The following is a 19,594-nucleotide window of genomic DNA, read 5'->3' as shown; positions in this document are numbered from 1 at the left end:
TCCGGCTCCCACCGCCGTTCTGTGCCGCCGCCTTCGGGCCGATCTCCGATCTTCGCCCGTCCGTCTCTGTCCTTTCTCGGCGTCGTTCTTTCTCGGGATTGATAGAGCGGAGAACTTGATTGACATCAGCGTTCTCAACAGAGAGCATTGCTCTTGAACGGGAGCGCTGAACTGAAGGTGCTCCCCCTCTCGTTAGGAACCGGTCATGGACTCCGTCCCTCTCGCCGCGCCCCGCGCCCGCCTTGGAGCCGCCGCCCTCGTGGTGGCCGGTGTCCTGTTCTTTCTGTATCCCGTCGTCCGTCCCTACTCCGACGAGTCCTCGATGGCGGGCGCCGAGGCGATCGGCTCCCCGGCCTGGATCGCGTCCCACCTGTTCGCCATGATCGGCTTCATACTCCTCACGCTCGGGCTGCTGGGCGTCCACCTCGTGCTCGGCCACCGCCGCAGCCTGCACGCCCTCGCGGTGGCGATGATCGGCGCGGGGCTCACCCTGCCGTACTACGGCGCCGAGGACTTGGGCCTGAACGTCATCGCCCGGCGGGCCGTCCAGCACGGCGACCCGTCGCTGCTGACCCTGGTGGACGAGTTCCGCTACCAGCCCGTGGCGATCACCATGTTCGGCGCCGGGCTCGTCCTGCTCGGTGTGGGCGTCGTGATGGCCGCCGTCGCGGTATGGCGCTCGGGCGTCCTGGCCCGCTGGAGCGCCGTCCCTCTCGCCGCCGCCTTCGCCCTGTTCATCCCGCAGTTCTTCAGCACGGACGCGCTCCGCATCGCCCATGGCGCGCTGACCGCGATCGGCGCCGCCTGGCTCGGCGTGGAACTGTGGCGGGCCCGCGCCGGCGCGGCACGGGCCCTCGCGAACGTCCCGGCCACCGCCGGGCGCTGACCGTGCGGCCCGCCGAGACGCGGCCGCCGGCATCCGCGCCGGCAGGGACCCGCTAGAGGAGCGTCCCGCCCGAGACCTCCAGCCAGTGCCCGGTGACCCAGCGGCCGTCCTCCGAGGTCAGGAAGGCGACCGCGCCCGCGATGTCGTCGGGTACGCCGACCCGGCCCAGTGGGGACGCCGACTCCACCCACGTGAGCGTGTCACCGGTCAGCCGTCCCGCGTGCATGTCGGTGTCGACGACGCCGGGCGCCACGGTGTTGACGGTGATCGCGCGCGGGCCGAGCTGCTTGGCGAGCGTGGCGGTGAGCACGTCCAGAGCTCCCTTGGACATGGCATAGGTGATCGAGGACGGCTGGGTGTACCCCCGGGTCAGCACCGACGAGACGTTGACGATCCGGCCGCCGTCCCGCAGCCGCTCCAGGCCGAGCCGGGTGACGAAGAAGGGGGCTCGGGTGTTGACGGAGAAGACCCGGTCGAAGTTCTCGGGCGTCACCTCCTCGATCCGGGCCAGGTCGCCGAGGACCCCCGCGTTGTTCACCAGGATGTCCAGCTCGCCGGCCCGCGCGTCGAAGGCGGCCCACAGGATCTCGGCGCCGTCCGGGGAGCCCAGCTCGGCTCGCAGCGCGAAGGCCTGGCCGCCGGCCGCCTCGATCTCCGCGACGGTCTCGCGGGCCGCCCGCTCGCCGGTGCCGTAGTGGACGCCGACCCGGGCCCCGTCCCGCCCTAGGCGCAGGGCTATCGCCCGGCCGATTCCCCTGCCGCCGCCGGTGACCAGCGCGGTCTTGCCTGCCAGTGTCGTCATTGAGGTTCCGCTCGCTGTGTACGTTGTATCTTTGGCGGATACACCGTATCAGCGTCGTGTACGTTGTCTACCGCTGGTACGTTGTACACAAACGGCGACCTGAGGGAGACGCACGTTGGCCGTGAACAAGAAAGGCGAGAACCCGCAGGTCACCCTGTGGGAGCGCCTCGAACGACCCGCGCCCGCCCCCCGCCAGACGCTGACGCCCCAGCGGATCGCCACGGTGGCCGTCGAGATCGCCGACGCCCACGGCCTGGACGCCATCACCATGCGCCGGCTCGCCGCCGAGCTGGGCGTCGCCCCCATGGCCGCCTATCGGTACGTCTCCGGCAAGGACGACGTCCTGGAGCTGATGGTCGACCAGGTCAACGGCGAGGTGGCGCTGCCCGAGGGGGCCGGGTGGCGGGAGACCATGCGGGCGCTGGCGGTGGGGACGCGTGATCTGGCCCTGCGGCATCCGTGGCTGGCCCACCTGCCGCCGCGCACGGCGCTCGCGCTGACCCCCAACCGGCACGCGGTCATGGAACGCCTGTTCGGCACGCTCGACGGCCTCGGCCTCGACGCCGACGCGAAGCTGGTCGTGATCAAGACCGTCGACTCCTACGCGCAGGGCACGGCGCACGCGGAGGTCGCCATGCGCGAGCTCATGGCCGGCCAGGGGTGGTCGAGCGGCGCCGACCTGCGCGCGGGGCTCGCGCCGCAGATGTCCTGGCTCATGAGCACGGGCCGCTACCCCGCCTTCCTGCGCTACCTGCGCGAGGCCGCCCGCAAGGACGACCTCGCCTGGCAGTTCGAGACGGGCCTCACCTACGTCCTGGACGGAATCGCCACCGGCCTGGGCATCTGACCGCTCCTCGCCGCCGTTCTGTCCCTCGGCCGCCGTAGACCATGGACCGCCAGGTCAGGGGCTCGTGCACTGGTAGCCGGAGGGGAGCAGGGTGTTGCCGCCGGGGCGGCTGCCCTGGAAGCCGAAGGTGACGCTCTGGCCGGGGGCCAGCGTGCCGTTGTAGGCGAGGTTCCTGGCGGTGACGGTCTGGCCGCTGGTGGTCAGTGTGGCGCCCCAGGAGCCGGTGACGGCGTGGCCGGTGGGCAGCGTGATCGTCACCGTCCACCCGGTGATGGCGGACGTGCCGCTGTTGGTGACCGTGACCGGCTGGATCACATAGCCGGTGCCCCACAGGGACTGGGTGGTCGCCGTCACCGCGCATCCAGCGGTGCCGCCGCCTCCCAGGGTGGTGACCGTGACCGTGTTGGACACCGGGGAAAGGTTGCCCGCCGCGTCCCGGGCCCGCACCTGGTAGCGGTACGTGGTGCTCGCGGTCAGCCCGGTGTCGGTGAACGTGGTGGTCGCCGAGGTCCCGACCTGCGTGAACGTGCCGCCGGAGGCGCCCGGGGCGCGCAGGACGTCGTAGCCGGTCACGCCGACGTTGTCGGTCGAGGCGGTCCAGGTCAGGGTGGTGGCGCCGGCGGTCGTCCCCGACGCGGCCAGGGTGCCCGGCGCGGTCGGCGGGGTGGTGTCGCCTCCGCTCGTGGCCGGCGGGACGCGGAGGATGCGGTCGTCCTGGGCCACCGGGGTGCCGCGGCCGTCCCGGTTGCTGGTCGTCACCCAGAGCCAGCCGTCCGGGCCGACCGTGACCGCGCGCAGGCGTCCGTAGGCCGACTGGAACTCGGCCACCGGGGTGCCCGGCGTCCCGCTGCCGCTCAGCGGCACCGTCCACAGCCGCTGGCCGCGCAGCGCCGCGACGAAGAGCGTGTTGTTGGCCCAGGCCAGCCCGCTCGGCGACGCCTCGGCGGTCGTCCACGTGACGATCGGGTTGCGGAAGGAGGGGTTGTTGCAGGTCCCCTCGCACGTCGGCCAGCCGTAGTTGGCGCCCGCGACGATCTGGTTGACCTCGTCCCAGGTGTTCTGTCCGAGTTCGGCGGCGTACATCCTGCCCTGGGAGTCCCAGGCGAGGCCCTGGACGTTGCGGTGGCCGTAGCTCCAGACACGCGAGCCCGCGAACGGATTGTCCGAAGGCACCCCGCCCGTGGGCGTCATGCGCAGGATCTTCCCGGCCGGGCTGCTGAGGCTCTGGGCGTTGCTGGATGTGCCTGCGTCGCCGGTCGCCACGTAGAGCATGCCGTCCGGCCCGAAGGCGATGCGGCCTCCGTCGTGGAAGGTGTTGCTCGGCACCCCGGAGAAGACCACGGTCTGCGTCTGCGGGGCGCTCAGTTGCAGCCTCACCAGCCGGTTGTCCCCGGCGGTGCTGGTGAAGTAGGCGTACACCCAGCCGTCCTGGGCGTAGGAGGGCGAGACGGCGATGCCCATCAGGCCGCTCTCACCCGAGGCGCTCACCCCGCTGATCGTGGCGACGGGCGTGGGCGTCTGGCCGGGACGAACCTGGAGGATCCGTCCCGTGTTGCGTTCGGAGACCAGCGCGCTGCCGTCCGGCAGGAACGCGAGGCCCCACGGGACCTGAAGACCCGTGACGGAGACCTCCGCCCGCGAGAAGTCGAACCCGCCCAGCACCTGAGCGCGTGCCTCGGGAGCGGTGACGACCAGTGCGAGCAGAGCCAAGATCAGTGCCGGGACGACACGGGCGCGCATGACGGACTCCTTGAGCGGATCACCGTGCGTGGACGCCAGCACCGTAGGCACGCGGACAACGCGACCTCAATCACCGTGGCCGGTCGGGACGTGCCATCTGCGATGACGCGACATCGCGGGTGAAACTTTCAACAGCGGCCCGAAAGTTGCAGTTCGGAGCCGTACGGGCGGACCCAGAGACTTGATCGGACAAAACGGACAGCTGAGTGCCTTGACATGTGACCATTTGGTCACCCATTCTGGACGGCGTGGACGACGATGACCGCGTCTTCAAGGCGCTCGCCGACTCGACCAGGCGGCTGCTGCTCGACCGGCTTTTCGAGCGTGACGGCCGCACGCTGGGCGAGCTGGAGTCCGAGGTCGAGATGACGCGGTTCGGGGTGATGAAGCACCTGCGCGTGCTGGAGGAGGCGGGACTGGTCGTCACCCGCAGATCGGGCCGGGAGAAACTGCACTTTCTCAACCCGGTGCCGATCCGGCTCATCCACGACCGGTGGATCGACAAATACACCGCCGGCCCGGCCGCGATGCTGGCCGACATGAAAAGAGAGCTCGAAGCGGAGGAATGACGATGCCCGCACAGACGACGCAGATATACCAGGTCTTCATCAAGGCGACCCCCGAACGCATCTGGGAGGCCTTGGTCAAGCCCGACATCACCCGGCGGTACTTCCACACGGCCCGCGTCGAGAACACCCCCGACGGCCACATCTCCCACGGCCCCGACGGCTCCGTCTGGACCGAGGGCGCCGTCATGGAATTCGACCCGCCGCGCAGGCTCGTCCACGAATGGCGTTCCCTGTACGACCCCGACCAGGCCAAGGAGGACCCGAGCCGCGTCACCTGGGAGATCGAGCCCCAGGAGGGCGGCTTCTGCAAGCTCACCGTCACCCACGACAGGCTCGAAGGCGCCCCGATCACCGCCGAGAAGGTCTCCGGCGAGGGCTGGATGCTGGTCCTCAGCGGCCTGAAGACGGTGCTGGAAACCGGCGAGTCCCTGAGCGCCGCCGCCTGACCCCGAGTGGCGAAGGCCGGCGACTCTCGACGACCTCCGCCGCACGAATTCCATGGACGTAAAACGGCGCCTGCGGGCGCCGGAGACGAAATAGCCAAAGGCCCTCGGCGGAACACCGCCGAGGGTCGGCGTGTTTCTAGGGCCTTCCCGGAGTCGGCTTTCTGTCTATTGATGGTCACTCCCTCCTGCGCCGCCCTTCCTTCTTTTACGCCCGGACGAAGAATTCGCCGGCGACTTTCGAACTTCGCCCTGCAAGCGTGCCAAAGCGCGACTACGATCTGTGGCGAATCGAAAACACTCTGTGCTCACAGCTCCGGTGAACGAATCCGTTAGGTGCGCGAAGCGATCTCATCAAACGATCACACATGGATGGGTAGGTGCACTTTTGTCCCCCGACAAAGAGATGGACCCGCACGAGTCCCCGCGAGCTCTATTCGCCTTCGAGCTGCGCCGCTACCGCGAGGCCGCGAACATGAGCCAGCGGCAACTGGCCAGGCGGCTCGGCTACTCCGACTCCATGGTCAACATGATCGAGAGAGCCAAGCGTCCCCCGTCGAAGCAGTTCGCGGAGCTCTGCGACCGGGCCTTCTCCCTCGAAGGCACCATGCTCCGGCTGTATATGGCCACCACCTGGCACAAGGCCCCCGAATACCTCCGCCCCTGGCTGGAAGAGGAAGAGGACGCAACTGCTCTCCGGAACTGGGAACCCATGGTCGTCCCCGGCCTGCTCCAGACGAGGGCGTACGCCCGCGAGATCCTGGCGACATGGCCTGGAATCACGGACGACGAACTGGAGGAACGACTCACGAACCGCATGCAACGCCAGACACTCCTCCATCGCGATCGCGCTCCCGCGCTCCACGTCATCATCGACGAGGACGTGATCCGTCATCCGATCGGCGGCACGGAGATCATGCGCGAGCAGCTCGGCCACCTGCTTGAGATCGCCCAGCATCCTCTGGTGACGATCCAGATCGTGCCTTACACGGCCCGGCCCCACTGTGGGCTCATGGGCGGGTTCATCATCGCCGAACGGAGCGGATCCTCCTATGCCGCCTATGCGGATGCGCAGCCTGTCGGGCGTACTTTCGACGATCGTGGCTTGATCTCTGACCTGATTCGGAAGTATGACGCAATCCGCGCGGAAGCCGTACCGTTCAAGCAGTCACTCCGACTCATCGAGGAAGCGGTGATCCGAATTGATGCATGACCTTCGGGGCGCGCGGTGGCGCAAGAGCAGCTTCAGCGGCGACGCGGGCCAGTGCGTCGAGGTGGCCTCGAACCTCCCCGGCCTCATCGGCGTCAGAGACAGCAAAACCCCGTCCGACCCGCCCCTGACCTTCACTCCTGTCGAGTGGTCCGCATTCCTCCACGGCGTCAAGCACAGCGCCATCTGAGCCCACCGGCTACCGGAAGTTAGCGATTTAAGTCGTAAGTCACCCCTCTGAGAGCCCGCCGGCTGCGGGGCTCTCAGAGGTACGCCGCACCTGGCCACGCATGTGACCGTCTATTCAAGCGATAGCAGTGCGGTCGACCACATCAGTGGTGAGGCCGAACGTTCAGCATTCGATGACGTTGACGGCGAGGCCGCCGCGGCTGGTTTCCTTGTACTTGTCGAGCATGTCGCGGCCGGTGTCGCGCATCGTCTTGATGGCCTTGTCGAGGCTGACGAAGTGGCGGCCGTCGCCGCGCATCGCGATGCGGGTGGCGGTGATGGCCTTGATGGAGGCGACCGCGTTGCGCTCGATGCAGGGGATCTGGACCAGGCCGCCGATGGGGTCGCAGGTGAGGCCGAGGTTGTGCTCGATGCCGATCTCGGCGGCGTTCTCGACCTGTTCCGGCGTGCCGCCGAGGGCCTCGGTCAGGCCGGCGGCGGCCATGGAGCACGCCGAGCCGACCTCGCCCTGGCAGCCGACCTCGGCGCCCGAGATCGAGGCGTTCTCCTTGAACAGCACGCCGATCGCCCCGGCGGTGAGCAGGAAGCGGATCACGCCGTCCTCATCGGCGCCCGGGACGAACCGGTCGTAGTACGTCAGCACGGCGGGGATGATGCCGGCGGCGCCGTTGGTCGGGGCGGTGACGATGCGGCCTCCGGCGGCGTTCTCCTCGTTGACGGCGAGGGCGAAGAGCGTGACCCAGTCCATGGTCTGGAGCGGGTCCTTCTCGGGGCTCTCGCTCTGGAGCCGCCGCAGCATCTGGTTGGCCCGCCGCTTGACCTTCAGGCCGCCCGGCAGCACACCCTCCTTGGCGGTGCCCCGTCGCACGCACTCGGACATGACCCGCCACAGGTCGAGCAGCCCCGCCCGGATCTCGGCCTCCGTACGGCCGAACGCCTTCTCGTTCTCCATCATCAGCCCGGAGATGGACAGCCCGCTCTCGGCGCACTGCTTCAGCAGCTCGGCCGCGGTGAGGAACGGGTAGGGGAGCTCGGTGTCGTCCGGTTTGATGCGGTCGGCGCCGGTGGCGTTCTCGTCCACGACGAACCCGCCGCCCACCGAGTAGTAGATCTTCTCGCGCAGCGGCTCGCCCTCGGGGGAGAAGGCGGTGAAGCGCATGCCGTTCGGGTGGTGGGGCAGCGAGATCTTGCGTTCGAACACGCAGTGCTCGCCGACCACGAAGGGGATCTCCTGGGCGCCGAACAGCCGCAGGGTGCCCGAGGCGCGCATCTGGGCGAGCCTGTCGTCCACGGTGTCGACGTCCACGAGCTCGGGCTTCTCGCCGGACAGGCCGAGCAGGACGGCCTTGTCACTGCCGTGGCCCTTGCCGGTGAGGCCGAGCGAGCCGTAGAGGATGACCTCGACGCGGGCCGTCTTCTCCAGCAGGCCATCCCGTTGCAGGCCGCGGGCGAACTTGTGGGCGGCGGCCATGGGGCCGCCGGTGTGCGAGCTCGACGGGCCTATGCCGATCTTGAACAGGTCGAAGACGCTGATCGCCATTGATCTTCCGCCCTTCGGAACGTGTGCGGTGAACGTTCGGATCGGGTGACGGGGGTGGAGAAGAAGGGGAAGGGCGCTCCGGCGAGCGGTGGCTCGCCGGAGCCGGGGCGGAGCCCGCACGGCCGGGGGTGTGGCCGGAGGCGGGCAGGTAAGGCTGGGGAGAGGACGTCAGGAGTCCGCCGTGGTGAAGGTCGCGTACTCCTCCGCGGTGAGCAGCTCCTCCGGGGCGCCCTCGATGCGCACGCGGAACAGCCAGCCCTCGCCGTACGGGTCGGAGTTGACGAGCGACGGGTCGTCCACGACCGTCTGGTTGACCTCGACCACCTCGCCGCTGACCGGCGCGTAGATGTCGCTGACCGACTTGGTGGACTCGACCTCGCCGACGGGGTCACCGGCCTCGATGGTCCCGCCCGCTTCGGGGAGCTGGACGAAGACGACGTCACCCAGCGACTCGGCGGCGTACGCCGTGATGCCCACGGTCACGGTGAGGCCGTCGTCCAGACCGGCGACCCACTCGTGCTCCTTGGTGTAGCTGAGCTCCTCGGGAATGCTGCTCACTTGCTCCTCCGGTAAAAAGGCAGGTCAACCACGTCGACCGGTTCATGGCTACCACGGATGTCGACCGCGAGACCCTCGGACACGTTGGTGTCCACGTAGGCCATCGCGATCGGCTTGCCGAGGGACTGCGAGGGCGCGCCGCTGGTGACCTCTCCAACGACGGTGCCGTCCGTCAGCAGCACCACGGGATATCCGTGGCGCGGCACTCGGCGTCCCCGCGCGACGAGCCCGGTGAGGCGGCGGCGCGGCGGGATGTCCTTCAGCGGCACGAGGGCCGCGCGGCCGACGAAGTCGCCGGGCTTGTCGAACCTCACGACGCGGCCGAGGCCGGCGTCGAAGGGGGTGAGCCCGGCGTTCAGCTCGTTGCCGTACAGGGGCATGCCGGCTTCGAGCCGGAGCGTGTCGCGGGCGGACAGGCCGGCGGGGCGCAGTCCGTACGCGTCGCCCGCCTTGGTGAGTTCCTGCCAGAGGGGGACGGCGTCGGCGGCGGCGACGAAGAGCTCGAAGCCGTCCTCGCCGGTGTAGCCGGTGCGCGCGATGAGCGCCTCGGCCCCGGCGACCGTGCCGGGCAGGCCCGCGTAGTACTTCAGCGAGACGAGGTCGGCGTCGGTGAGCGTGGCGAGGATCTCCTGGGCGCGGGGGCCCTGGACGGCGATCAGCGCGTACTGGTCGGAGCGGTCGTCGATCTCGGCGTCGAAGCCCGTGGAGCGCTCTGTCAGCTCGGCGGCGACGCGCGGGTAGTTGGAGGCGTTGGCGACGACCATGAACTCCTCGTCCGCCAGGCGGTAGACGATCAGGTCGTCCAGGACGCCGCCGTCGGCGGCGCAGATCATGGTGTACCGGGCACGGCCGGGCTCCAGCGCGGACAGATGGCCGACCAGCGCGTGGTCGAGCGCCTCGCCCGCCTGCGGGCCCGTGACGAAGATCTCGCCCATGTGGGAGAGGTCGAAGAGACCGGCGGCCGTGCGCACCGCGTTGTGCTCGGCGGATTCGCTGCCGTAGCGCAACGGCATCAGCCAGCCGGCGAAGTCGGTGAGCGTCGCGCCGAGGCTCTCGTGCACCTCGCGGAGCGGTGTGGGTCTGGACATGATGCGCACCTCAGACAGGGTTGGATGAGAGCATCCTCCCCCTCTGTCATCGGTGCCTGAGAGTTTCGCCCGGCTTTTGCCGGACTTTCACCTTCGGCGAGGCCCCCTGAGGAGGCCTGCTTTCCAGAGATCACCTTGCCCGCGCGGTCCTTTGCCTTGTGAGGTTCGCGGGGAGGACTTGCTCCTTCAGGGGTCCTGACCGGATGTCAGGACTCTCTCCCGCACGGGATCATCGGTGTTCTCGCCCACCCTACCAATGCCCGCCCTCCTGTCCATGCCGGGCGCGGCCCTCCGCCCCCGGTCAGGGTGGGCTAGGTGGCGGCGGTGACGAGGGCCTGGAAGAGGCGGCCGTCCTCGCCGGTCTCCGGGTGCCATTGGACGGCGAGCGTGAACGGGTGGCCGGGGAGCTCGACGGCCTCGACGGTGCCGTCCTCGGCGGTGGCGGTGGCGATGAGGCCGTCGCCGAGGCGGGCGGCCGCCTGGTGGTGGTAGTGGGCGGTCTCGACGGGCTCGGTGCCGAGGATCTGGGCGAGCCTGGTGCCCGGCTCCGGGTGTACGGGCAGGTGGCCGTAGCGGCCGGGGGCGGGGGAGTGGTCGGTGTGGCCGGTGACGTCGGGCAGGTGCTGGTGGAGGCCGCCGCCGAGATGGACGTTGAGGACCTGGAGGCCCCGGCAGATGCCCAGGAACGGCAGCTCGGCCTTCAGAGCGGCGCCGACCAGCCCGAACTCGGCCTCATCTCGAAATTTCCGGACGTACCCCGTGTGCTCCGCCGGTTCCTCCCCGTACCGCCCCGGATCGACGTCCCCGCCGCCCGCCACGATCAGCCCGTCCAGCCGCTCGACCAGCGGCGCCGGGTCGCCGGCCGGGGGCAGCAGCACCGGCTGGCCCCCCGCCCGGACGACCTGCTCGACGTAGTCGTACGGCAGCAGCGCCGCCCGCGTCTCCCACACGGTGAACGCGGCCGGCTCGACGTAGCACGTGATCCCGATGACGGGCCGTGACATCGCGGCGCCCTACAGCGGGGTGACGTAGGCGCCGGAGATGCCGCCGTCCACCAGGAACTCGGCGCCCGTGATGAAGCTCGCGTCGTCCGAGGCCAGGAACGCGACGGCGGCGGCGATCTCGGACGCCTCGGCGAACCGCCCGAGCGGGATGTGCACCAGGCGCCGCTGGGCCCGCTCGGGGTCCTTGGCGAACAGCTCCTGGAGCAGCGGCGTGTTGACCGGCCCCGGGCACAGCGCGTTGACCCGGATGCCCTCGCGGGCGAACTGGACGCCCAGCTCGCGCGACATGGCCAGCACGCCGCCCTTGGACGCGGTGTAGGAGATCTGCGACGTCGCCGAGCCCATGACCGCCACGAACGACGCGGTGTTGATGATCGAGCCCTTGCCCTGCCGCCGCATGTACGGGATCGCGTGCTTGCAGCACAGGTACACGCTGGTCAGGTTGACGTCCTGGACGCGCCGCCACGCCTCGATGCCGGTCGACAGGATCGAGTCGTCGTCGGGCGGGGAGATGCCCGCGTTGTTGAACGCGATGTCCACGCTGCCGTAGGTCTCGAAGGCCGTCTCGAACATGCGGCTGACGTCCTCCTCGCTGGTGACGTCGCAGCGGACGAACAGGCCGCCCACCTCGTCGGCCGCCTTGGCGCCCGCCGTCTCGTCGACGTCGGCGCAGACGACCTTCGCGCCCTCCTCGGCGAAACGGCGGGCGGTGGCGAGGCCGATGCCGCCGGCCGCTCCCGTGATCACGGCGACGCGGTCACGCAGACGTTGCATGGTGAATATCTCCTCGATGCTTCGAAATATCGGTGCTTCCGTGCTTGCGCCGGATCAGTGGGCGATGAAGACGTTCTTGGTCTCGGTGAACGCGGCCAGCGCGTCGGGGCCGAGCTCGCGGCCGAGGCCCGACTGTTTGAAGCCGCCGAACGGCGTCCAGTACCGCACGGAGGAGTGGGAGTTCACCGACAGGTTGCCCGCCTCGATCGCGCGGGCCACGCGCAGCGCCCGCCCCACGTCCCTGGTCCAGATCGACCCGGAAAGGCCGTACACGGTGTCGTTGGCGATGCGCACGGCGTCGGCCTCGTCGTCGAAGGGGACGACGCTGACGACCGGCCCGAAGATCTCCTCGGTGAACGCGCGCTCGTCCAGCGACTCGTGGGTGAGCACGGTCGGCGGGAACCAGAAGCCCTTGCCGGCCGGGCACGTCCCCTGGAAGCGCGGCGTGCCGGTGACGAACGAGGCCACGCGTTCGCGGTGCTCGGCGCTGATCAGCGGCCCGAGGTCGGTGCCGGGGTCGAGCGGGTCGCCCACGGTGAGGGACGTGACGGCCGCGCCGAGGCGGTCGAGGAACTCGTCCAGGACCGGGCGCTGCACGAGGATGCGCGAGCGGGCGCAGCAGTCCTGCCCGCTGTTGTCGAAGACGGCTCCGGGCGCGGTGGCGGCGGCCCGTTCGAGGTCGGCGTCGGCGAAGACGACGTTGGCGCTCTTGCCGCCGAGCTCCAGGGTGAGCCGCTTGACGGTCTGGGCGGCGCTCGCGGCGATGATCTTCCCGACCTCGGTCGAGCCGGTGAACACGATCTTGTTCACACCGGGATGCTCGACCAGGCGGGCTCCCGCGACCTCCCCTGCTCCAGGCAGAACCTGGAGCACCCCCTCGGGGAGGCCGGCTTCGAGGGCCAGATCGGCGAGCCTCAAAGCCGTCAGCGGAGTCCACTCGGCGGGCTTCACGATCACCGTGTTGCCGGCCGCGAGCGCGGGGGCGACCCCCCACGTCATGATCACCATGGGGAAGTTCCAGGGCACGATGACCCCGACGACGCCGAGCGGCTCGGCGAACGTGATGTCCACCCCGCCCGGCACCGGGATCTGCCTGCCGTGGTTGCGCTCGGGCGCGCCCGCGTAGAAGTGCAGCACGTCGCGGACGTTGCCCGCCTCCCAGCGGGCGTTGCCGATCGGGTGGCCGGAGTTGGCCAGCTCCAGGCGGGCCAGCTCCTCGCCGTGGGCGTCCACCAGGTCGGCGAAGCGCCGCAGCAGCCGGGCGCGGTCCCCGGGCGCGACGTCGCGCCAGGCCGGGAACGCCGCGCGCGCCCGCTCCACCGCGCGGTCGATCTCCGCCGCGCCGGCGAGTTCGACCTCCGCGAGCACTTCCTCGGTCGCAGGGTTGACGATCTTCATTTCACATCCGCTCGAATCCCCGGAACAGTTCCCAGTCGGTGACGGCCGCGTCGAAGGCGGCCAGTTCGACGCGGGCGTTGTTCGCGTAGTGCTCGACGACCTCCTCGCCGAGCGCGGCCTTGGCGATCTTCGAAGCCTCCCACAGGGCGAGGGCGTCGCGAAGCGTCGTCGGCACGGTGTCGGCGCCCGCCGTGTAGGCGTTCCCGCCGAACGCCTCCTCCAGCGGCAGCTCGTGCTCGATGCCGTGCAACCCGGCGGCGACCAGCGCGGACACCGCCAGGTAGGGGTTGACGTCGCCGCCCGGCACGCGGTTCTCCACGCGCAGCGAGGGCCCGTGCCCGACCAGGCGCAGCGCGCAGGTGCGGTTGTCCACGCCCCACTTGACGGCCGTCGGGGCGAAGCTGCCGGGAACGTACCGCTTGTACGAGTTGATGTTGGGCGCGTACAGCAGGGTGAACTCGCGCAGCGCGGCGAGCTGGCCCGCGATGAAGTGCTCGCCGATCCTGGACAGGCCGTGCGCGCCGTCGCCCGCCATGACCGGCTCGCCCTCGGCGGTCCGCAGCGAGATGTGGATGTGGCAGGAGTTGCCCTCGCGATGGTTCGGCTTGGCCATGAAGGTGATCGACATGCCGTCCTGGGCCGCGATCTCCTTGGCGCCGTTCTTGTAGATCGAGTGGTTGTCGCAGGTGGCGAGGGCCTCGTCGAACCGGAAGGCGATCTCGTGCTGCCCGAGGTTGCACTCGCCCTTGGCGGACTCGACGTACATGCCCGCGCCCTCCATGCCGAGCCGGATGCGGCGCAGCAGCGGCTCGACCCGGGCGCCGCCGAGCAGCGAGTAGTCCACGTTGTACTGGTTGGCCGGGGTGAGGTCGCGGTACGCCTTCGACCACGCGCTCTCGTAGGTGTCGGTGTAGACGATGAACTCCAGCTCGGTGCCGACATAGGCCTTCCAGCCGCGCTCGGCGAGCCGCGCGAGCTGGGCGCGCAGGATCTGGCGCGGCGAGGCGACGACGTCGGCGCCGTCCTCCCACAGCACGTCGGCCATCAGCATGACCGTGCCGTCCTGCCAGGGCACCCGGCGCAGTGTGGAGAGGTCCGGCTTCATCACGAAGTCGCCGTAGCCGCGTTCCCACGACGACATGCCGTAGCCACTCACGGTGTTCATGTCGATGTCCACGGCGAGCAGGTAGTTGCACCCCTCGGCGGCGTGCTCCAGCACCTCCTCCAGGAAGTACCGCGCGGACAGCCGCTTGCCCTGGAGGCGTCCCTGCATGTCGGCGATGGCCAGCAGCACCGTGTCCACCCGGCCGGCGGAGACGTCCTCACGCAGTTGGTCGACGGTGAGCACCGTGCGCCCTCCAAAAGTCTGGAAACAGACCATTGGAGGCATGCAAGCACCAGCGGCGGCCTCGCGTCAACGGTTTCGCCGACCTGGCGCGTCGATTGGACTAATCTCGGACCATTGACTGAAGAACAGGATCGGGATCAGGGAGGTCGCGATGGGGGAGCCGCAGCTCGTCGCGCTCCTTCGTCCCGTCCGGGCGGGCAACGCCTTCGAGGAGACCGTCGAGCGGCTGCTCCAGGCGATCAAGCTCGGCGTGGTCGCACCCGGCGACAAGCTTCCCGCCGAGCGCGAGCTGGCCACCCAGCTCGGCATCAGCCGCGTCACGCTGCGCGAGGCGATCCGCTCCCTCCAGGAGGCCGGTTACCTGGACGTGCGGCGCGGCCGCTACGGCGGGGCGTTCGTCGTCTACGAGCCCCCGCTGCCCGCCCACGGCGACCTGCGCCGCGCCGTCAACGCGATGGGCCCCTACGAGCTGGAGGACGCGCTGACCTTCCGCATGGCCGTCGAGTGCGGCGCCGCCCAGGTCCTGGCGGCCTCCGTCCTCACCGACGAGCAGCGGGCCACGCTGAGAAGGCGGCTCGCGGACGTCAACGACGCCGCGCCCGCCGACTACCGGCGCCTCGACACCGCCTTCCACCTGGCGATCGCCGAGCTGACCGGGTCGGCGCTGCTGGCGGCGGCGTGCGCGGACGCGCGGCTGCGGGTGACCGACCTGCTCAACGCCATCCCGGTGCTCGGGCCCAACATCGACCACGCCGCCGCCCAGCACGCCGCGATCGTCGCCGCCATCCTCGCCGGCGACCCCGAGGCCGCGAGGAAGGCCGTCAAGGAGCACCTCGACGGGACGGCCGCGCTGCTGCGGGCGTTCCTCGCCTGAGACCGCCGCGTTCGCCCGGAGACTTTCGCCCTTCGTGAAACGGCGCCGCCCCGGTGTTCGCCGAGGTCGGCGGCATAGGGCGGGGATCCTGCCTTCCATCCGAAATGATCGGCGCCGCCGAACGCGGGGATCATCCGTACGGGGACCGTAGAGTCGGTGATGGGGGATGTCGTGGGAGTCTGGTTCCAGGAGCGGATCATCGACACGGGACGGCTGCCGCTCTTCTGCTTCCTGGTGGCGCTGATCGTCACGTTCCTGTTCACGCGCGTCAACGTCCGGCTCATCCGCGCGAAGGTGGGCTGGTTCCGCGACGTCAACGTGGGCGACGTGCACGTCCACCACGTCGTGTTCGGCGTCGTGCTCATGGTCCTCGGCGGGGTCGCCGGCCTGGTCGTCGCCGGCTTCTCTCCGGGCTGGTACGCGTTGACGGCGGCGGTCTTCGGGGTCGGCGCCGCCCTCGTGCTGGACGAGTTCGCGCTGATCCTCCACCTGCGCGACGTCTACTGGACGGAGGAGGGGCGCACCTCGGTCGACGCGGTCTTCGTCGCCGTGGCGGTGACGGTGCTCCTGCTGCTCGGCATGCGTCCCTTGGGCTGGGAGGCGCCCGACCCGTCCCCCGCGGGCAGGTGGACGGCCGTCCTGTTCCTGGTCGTCAACCTCGTGCTCGCGGTCGTCACCCTGCTGAAGGGCAAGATCTGGACCGGCCTCGCGGGCCTGTTCGTGCCGATCCTGCTGATCGTCGGCGCGGTGCGGCTGGCGCGTCCCGGCTCGCCGTGGGCCCGCTGGCTCTTCGCCCCCGGCTCGCGCCGGCCGAGCGCTTCCAAGATGGCCAAGGCCGTCCACCGGGAGGACCGCTGGCGCAGGCCCGTGATCAGGGTCAAGATCGCCGTCCAGGAGTTCGTCTCGGGGCGCCACGACCTGCCCTCGGCCTGGAAGACCGGCGAGCACCCTGGGGCGCGCCGTCGCTGACCTGCGGCGATGGGAGGTCCGCGCATCATCTGCCGATCTGAGGGGAGTGGGCGGGCGGAACACCACCGCAGTCAGGGAGGCGAGACTCGTATGGGCCTGCTGGACAAGTGGAAGATGCGTGAGCTGAGGGCACGGGCCAAGCGGCGGCTCGGCGCGAGCACCGGGAACCGCACGCTGGCCGCGGAGGGACGCACCGAAGAGGCCGAGGCCCGGCTCCTGCAGACCGAGGACCAGATCAAGCAGACCGCCCGCGAGATCCGCGCGAAGTACGCCCGCTCCTGACGTCCGCCCTCACCCGGGCGGGCGCCCTGAGCCGATCGTCCGGGCTCAGGGCTCAGGGGTTTGGGCCCGGCAGAGGGCCGGGCCGGCGAGGAACGCGGCGATCACCTGACGGACGTCGTCCCGCTCCAGGTCGAGGTCGTGGTCGCCGCTCGTGAGGTACGTCGTGACGGGGTGGCCGGAGGCCAGGAGGGCGTTGGCCAGGTCCAGCGCCTGGGTCGGGGGGACGGTCGCGTCGTCGGCGCCGTGGACCAGCAGCACCGGCACGCCGTTGCCGATGTGGTTGGCGGGGGTCGCGTCGGCCGTGGCGTCGTCCAGAGGGGTGGGGACGTGGCCGAGCAGGCGCGTCCACGGGCTGCCGGAGGCGCGGGCCTCGGGCCAGTCGGCGGCGAGCGGGTCCACCGGCGGGCTGACAGCGATGACGCCGGCCACGTCGTCGGCGGCGTCGACGCCGTGCAGCCCGAGCTGGAGTGCCAGGTGGCCGCCCGAGGACCTGCCGCCGACCAGCAGCGGGGCGTCCGGCCGCTCGGCGCGGGCCTCGCGCGCGGCCTCCCGGACATCGTCCAGTTGCGCGGGCCAGGTGGCCTCGTCGCTCAGCCGGTGCGTGGCCGTCACCACGTGGAGCCCATGGGCGGAGAAGATCTCGCGGGACCGCTCGCTCGCGTGCCGCCGCATCCACGCGCCCCCGTGGATCCAGATCAACGTTCGCTCCATGCGGGGATCCTACGGCTCGAGGCGGGGATCCCATGGACGTCCGGCCGGACGCCCATGAGTCCCCGTCGGCTCCCGCTCGCCTCGGGGTGCGTTTGTCCTGGATGTGTGACAAGTGCCAAGCCGCCGCTGACCTGCGGTCCTTCCGGCGCCACAACCCTGCCGTCCCCGGGATTGAAAATCTGTAGTGGCCGCAGTAGACATTCGAGTGTCTGGGCGCTACAGTTTCTGACATCGCAAGGATGACGCAGACGGGCAGAGCACAGGTTTTCCGCATCACGACGAACTGCCCGGATGAACTGAATGACCGCAGTGAACGGCAGAAGGTCGGACGTGCCGGGGCCGATGTGGTGGTAAGGGGCTCTGGCCGTGGACGCGCTGTCAAGCGGCCGGACAGGCCGTTACGAAGTAAGCATGAGTTCGACGTTCACAAGGAAGAGAAGAAAGGGGCGTTGAACGCCATCAGGATCGCCCGTTGCCGGTCGAGGCATGCCGCTCGGGTACCGCGATTCCTCGGATAGGAAGGTGGTTTACGGTCACGCTTACGCGATCCCCGCATCCCGGCTTTCTAAGGCCCGATGCGCAGAAACGGAATCGGCCGAATGGCCGATAGATGGTGTTGAACCTCTTTGGGCCCCGGTGCAAACGGCACCGGGGCCCCTGTTGGCGTCCCGGAAGGTTTTATGGATCAAACGCAGCTGGCTGCGATCGGCTCCACGTCCGAAAGCAGTCCTGACGACAAGTTCGACGATGAGGATTACCCCGCCTACAGCATGGGCCGCGCGGCGGAGATGCTCGGGGTCACACCCGCGTTCCTGCGCAGCCTCGGCCTCGCCAAACTGATCGAGCCGCAACGCTCCAGCGGCGGTCACCGCCGCTATTCCCGCTACCAGCTCCGCCTCGCGGCCAGGGCCAGAGAACTGGTCGACCAGGGCACGCCCCTGGAAGCCGCCTGCCGCATCATCATCTTGGAAGACCAGCTCGCCGAGGCGTTGCGCATCAACGCCGAGCTGCGGCGCCACACGAGCCCGTAGGGACGATCCCGACAGCGGCCGAAGACCGTGAGCGGGCCCTCGCGTCGCGGATCTTCCCATCGGATCCCGGCGCGGGCCCGAAGTCGCCGCGCCGGTCCAGCCGGTAGCCGGTCGGCGGACCATGTCGAGGCCGTGAGCGGACGGAGTCTCGCGCGACCAGCTCGCACGCGTGCCGCCGTATCCAGGCGCCCCCGTGGCTCTGAGTGGTTCGTACAACTTTGGTGTTGAATCGGGAATGTCGGCCGTGTCGGGTGAGCCACCGTGCCGAGGGCGGGGGATGTCAGGGGGAGGCGCAGGCTTCCCGAAGGGGCTCACCATGCAGAGGAACCGCCTCCCGGACATCGACCTCCCGGCGGTCAAGGCACGGCTCGGCCAGGTCGGGGTGTGGCTGTCGCTGCCGTGCTTCCACTCCGCCGAGACCGGCCGCCGGATCGCCGCCACCATCGAGCAGCTCGGATACGGAGCGCTGTGGGTCGGTGAGCTCCCCGGCGGCAAGGAGGCGCTCACGAACTGCGCGAACCTGCTCTCGGGCACGGACAGCCTCATGGTCGCGACCGGCATCGCCAACATCTGGGCGCGGGACGCCGCCGCCGCGGTCGCCGGGAGCAACGCCCTGGCCGAGGCGTCCTCGGGCCGCTTCGTCTTCGGCCTCGGCGTGAGCCACGGCCCCCTGGTGACCCAGCGCGGACACGACTACAGCAAGCCGCTGGAGACGATGCGCACGTATCTGCAGGCCATGAACATGGCCCCGTACGAGGCCCCGCTGCGCGAACCGCCCGCCCGGGTGGTCGCCGCGCTGCGCGAGAAGATGCTGCGGCTCGCCGGCGAGCGGGCCCACGGCGCGCACACGTACTTCGTCACCCCGGACCACACCGCCCGGGCGAGGGAGATCCTCGGTCCCTACCCCCTGCTCGTTCCCGAGCAGGCCGTCGTCCTCGAAACCGACCCCGGCAGGGCCCGCGCGATCGCCCGGGACTACATGGCCTTCTACCTGAAGCTGCCGAACTACCTCAACAACCTGCGCGAACTCGGCTTTCACGACGACGACTTCGCGAACGGCGGCAGCGACGCGCTCGTCGACGCGATCGTCCCCTGGGGAGAGCCCGCGGCCCTCGCCGAACGGATACGCGAGCACCTCGCGGTGGGAGCCGACCACGTCTGCGTCCAGCCCCTGGCCACCGACGTGGACGAATGCCTGCACCAGCTCCACCTGCTGGCGCAGGACATCTTCCGCTGAGGTCGTCAGAGGGCTCCGCCGAGGCCGCGGACGGGGAGGACGATCAGCGCCGACGGGCTCGGCACCAGCCCTCCCGCCCTCCCAGCCCCACCAG

General features: G+C 70.1%; 21 protein-coding genes and 2 riboswitches. Of the genes, 11 read left to right on the top strand and 10 right to left on the bottom strand.

Translation table 11 applies throughout. The features are described from left to right. Positions 1–205 precede the first annotated feature (205 nt). Positions 206–886, top strand: coding sequence for a hypothetical protein (locus DQ384_RS12665; protein ID WP_114028959.1), 681 nt, complete (start codon positions 206–208; stop codon positions 884–886). Between the two features lie 52 nt (positions 887–938). On the opposite strand, the gene DQ384_RS12660 is transcribed toward DQ384_RS12665, so the two are convergent. Further along, positions 939–1,688 (bottom strand): SDR family oxidoreductase, encoded by a 750-nt coding sequence (locus DQ384_RS12660; protein WP_114028958.1) that lies wholly within the window; start codon positions 1,686–1,688, stop codon positions 939–941. 121 nt (positions 1,689–1,809) lie between these two features. Here DQ384_RS12660 and DQ384_RS12655 point away from each other — a divergent pair, with 121 nt between their 5' ends. Further along, positions 1,810–2,535 (top strand): TetR/AcrR family transcriptional regulator, encoded by a 726-nt coding sequence (locus tag DQ384_RS12655; protein ID WP_114029200.1) that lies wholly within the window; start codon positions 1,810–1,812, stop codon positions 2,533–2,535. A 54-nt stretch (positions 2,536–2,589) separates the two neighbouring features. Here DQ384_RS12655 and DQ384_RS12650 read toward each other — a convergent pair whose 3' ends face one another. Further along, positions 2,590–4,275 carry a PQQ-dependent sugar dehydrogenase gene (locus DQ384_RS12650; RefSeq protein WP_181871176.1) on the bottom strand — a complete coding sequence of 562 codons (1,686 nt, stop codon included), beginning with the start codon at positions 4,273–4,275 and terminating at the stop codon, positions 2,590–2,592. Positions 4,276–4,523: 248 nt separating this feature from the next. On the opposite strand from DQ384_RS12650, the gene DQ384_RS12645 reads away from it, so the two are divergent. The 4 genes from DQ384_RS12645 (at position 4,524) to DQ384_RS12630 (ending at position 6,687) form a co-directional block, all read left to right on the top strand. Continuing rightward, positions 4,524–4,844 carry an ArsR/SmtB family transcription factor gene (locus DQ384_RS12645; protein ID WP_114028957.1) on the top strand — a complete coding sequence of 107 codons (321 nt, stop codon included), beginning with the start codon at positions 4,524–4,526 and terminating at the stop codon, positions 4,842–4,844. 2 nt (positions 4,845–4,846) lie between these two features. Beyond that, positions 4,847–5,290 (top strand): SRPBCC family protein, encoded by a 444-nt coding sequence (locus DQ384_RS12640; RefSeq protein WP_220182910.1) that lies wholly within the window; start codon positions 4,847–4,849, stop codon positions 5,288–5,290. 403 nt (positions 5,291–5,693) lie between these two features. Then, positions 5,694–6,500 (top strand): helix-turn-helix domain-containing protein, encoded by an 807-nt coding sequence (locus tag DQ384_RS12635; protein ID WP_114028955.1) that lies wholly within the window; start codon positions 5,694–5,696, stop codon positions 6,498–6,500. Beyond that, on the top strand, positions 6,493–6,687 hold the full coding sequence (locus tag DQ384_RS12630) for a DUF397 domain-containing protein (RefSeq protein ID WP_114028954.1): 195 nt from the start codon (positions 6,493–6,495) through the stop codon (positions 6,685–6,687). Before DQ384_RS12635 ends, DQ384_RS12630 begins: the two co-directional genes overlap by 8 nt. A 162-nt stretch (positions 6,688–6,849) precedes the next feature. Here DQ384_RS12630 and DQ384_RS12625 read toward each other — a convergent pair whose 3' ends face one another. The 7 genes from DQ384_RS12625 to DQ384_RS12595 form a co-directional block, all read right to left on the bottom strand. Then, positions 6,850–8,226, bottom strand: a complete 1,377-nt coding sequence (locus DQ384_RS12625) for an L-serine ammonia-lyase (protein WP_114028953.1) — start codon at positions 8,224–8,226, stop codon at positions 6,850–6,852. A 168-nt stretch (positions 8,227–8,394) separates the two neighbouring features. Then, a complete protein-coding gene (gene gcvH / locus DQ384_RS12620) occupies positions 8,395–8,784 on the bottom strand; it encodes a glycine cleavage system protein GcvH (protein ID WP_114028952.1) in 390 nt (129 codons plus the stop codon). Continuing rightward, entirely contained in the window at positions 8,781–9,872 is a 1,092-nt protein-coding gene (gene gcvT / locus DQ384_RS12615) for a glycine cleavage system aminomethyltransferase GcvT (protein WP_114029199.1), read from the bottom strand. The genes gcvH and gcvT overlap by 4 nt, the downstream gene beginning before the upstream one ends. Before the next feature lie 33 nt (positions 9,873–9,905). Continuing rightward, positions 9,906–10,006, bottom strand: a riboswitch (glycine riboswitch). Then, positions 10,007–10,104, bottom strand: a riboswitch (glycine riboswitch). 79 nt (positions 10,105–10,183) lie between these two features. Next, a complete protein-coding gene (locus tag DQ384_RS12610) occupies positions 10,184–10,876 on the bottom strand; it encodes a gamma-glutamyl-gamma-aminobutyrate hydrolase family protein (protein ID WP_114028951.1) in 693 nt (230 codons plus the stop codon). A gap of 9 nt (positions 10,877–10,885) precedes the next feature. Next, a complete protein-coding gene (locus tag DQ384_RS12605) occupies positions 10,886–11,650 on the bottom strand; it encodes a 3-oxoacyl-ACP reductase (RefSeq protein ID WP_114028950.1) in 765 nt (254 codons plus the stop codon). Between the two features lie 54 nt (positions 11,651–11,704). Continuing rightward, entirely contained in the window at positions 11,705–13,048 is a 1,344-nt protein-coding gene (locus DQ384_RS12600; protein ID WP_114028949.1) for an aldehyde dehydrogenase family protein, read from the bottom strand. A gap of 1 nt (position 13,049) precedes the next feature. Continuing rightward, positions 13,050–14,429, bottom strand: a complete 1,380-nt coding sequence (locus DQ384_RS12595; RefSeq protein WP_114028948.1) for a glutamine synthetase family protein — start codon at positions 14,427–14,429, stop codon at positions 13,050–13,052. Between the two features lie 118 nt (positions 14,430–14,547). Here DQ384_RS12595 and DQ384_RS12590 point away from each other — a divergent pair, with 118 nt between their 5' ends. The 3 genes from DQ384_RS12590 (at position 14,548) to DQ384_RS12580 (ending at position 16,521) form a co-directional block, all read left to right on the top strand. Beyond that, entirely contained in the window at positions 14,548–15,270 is a 723-nt protein-coding gene (locus tag DQ384_RS12590) for a FadR/GntR family transcriptional regulator (RefSeq protein WP_114028947.1), read from the top strand. Between the two features lie 171 nt (positions 15,271–15,441). Next, positions 15,442–16,239 (top strand): hypothetical protein, encoded by a 798-nt coding sequence (locus tag DQ384_RS12585; protein WP_245966422.1) that lies wholly within the window; start codon positions 15,442–15,444, stop codon positions 16,237–16,239. Positions 16,240–16,329: 90 nt separating this feature from the next. Continuing rightward, on the top strand, positions 16,330–16,521 hold the full coding sequence (locus DQ384_RS12580) for a CsbD family protein (protein ID WP_114028945.1): 192 nt from the start codon (positions 16,330–16,332) through the stop codon (positions 16,519–16,521). Positions 16,522–16,566: 45 nt separating this feature from the next. Here the strand turns inward: DQ384_RS12580 and DQ384_RS12575 are convergent, their stop codons facing one another. Beyond that, positions 16,567–17,232 carry an alpha/beta hydrolase fold domain-containing protein gene (locus tag DQ384_RS12575; RefSeq protein ID WP_114028944.1) on the bottom strand — a complete coding sequence of 222 codons (666 nt, stop codon included), beginning with the start codon at positions 17,230–17,232 and terminating at the stop codon, positions 16,567–16,569. 680 nt (positions 17,233–17,912) lie between these two features. On the opposite strand from DQ384_RS12575, the gene DQ384_RS12570 reads away from it, so the two are divergent. Both DQ384_RS12570 and DQ384_RS12565 read left to right on the top strand, forming a co-directional pair. Further along, the gene (locus DQ384_RS12570; protein WP_114028943.1) at positions 17,913–18,263 is read left to right on the top strand and encodes a MerR family transcriptional regulator; all 351 of its coding nucleotides are present in this window, start codon (positions 17,913–17,915) and stop codon (positions 18,261–18,263) included. A 316-nt stretch (positions 18,264–18,579) separates the two neighbouring features. Next, on the top strand, positions 18,580–19,500 hold the full coding sequence (locus DQ384_RS12565) for a TIGR03620 family F420-dependent LLM class oxidoreductase (protein WP_114028942.1): 921 nt from the start codon (positions 18,580–18,582) through the stop codon (positions 19,498–19,500). Positions 19,501–19,594: the final 94 nt, after the last annotated feature.

The organism is Sphaerisporangium album (assembly GCF_003323745.1).
GTDB classification, from domain to species: domain Bacteria; phylum Actinomycetota; class Actinomycetes; order Streptosporangiales; family Streptosporangiaceae; genus Sphaerisporangium; species Sphaerisporangium album.
Note: the sequence above shows the minus strand (reverse complement) of the source record. Positions and strands in the feature narration are given on the sequence as shown.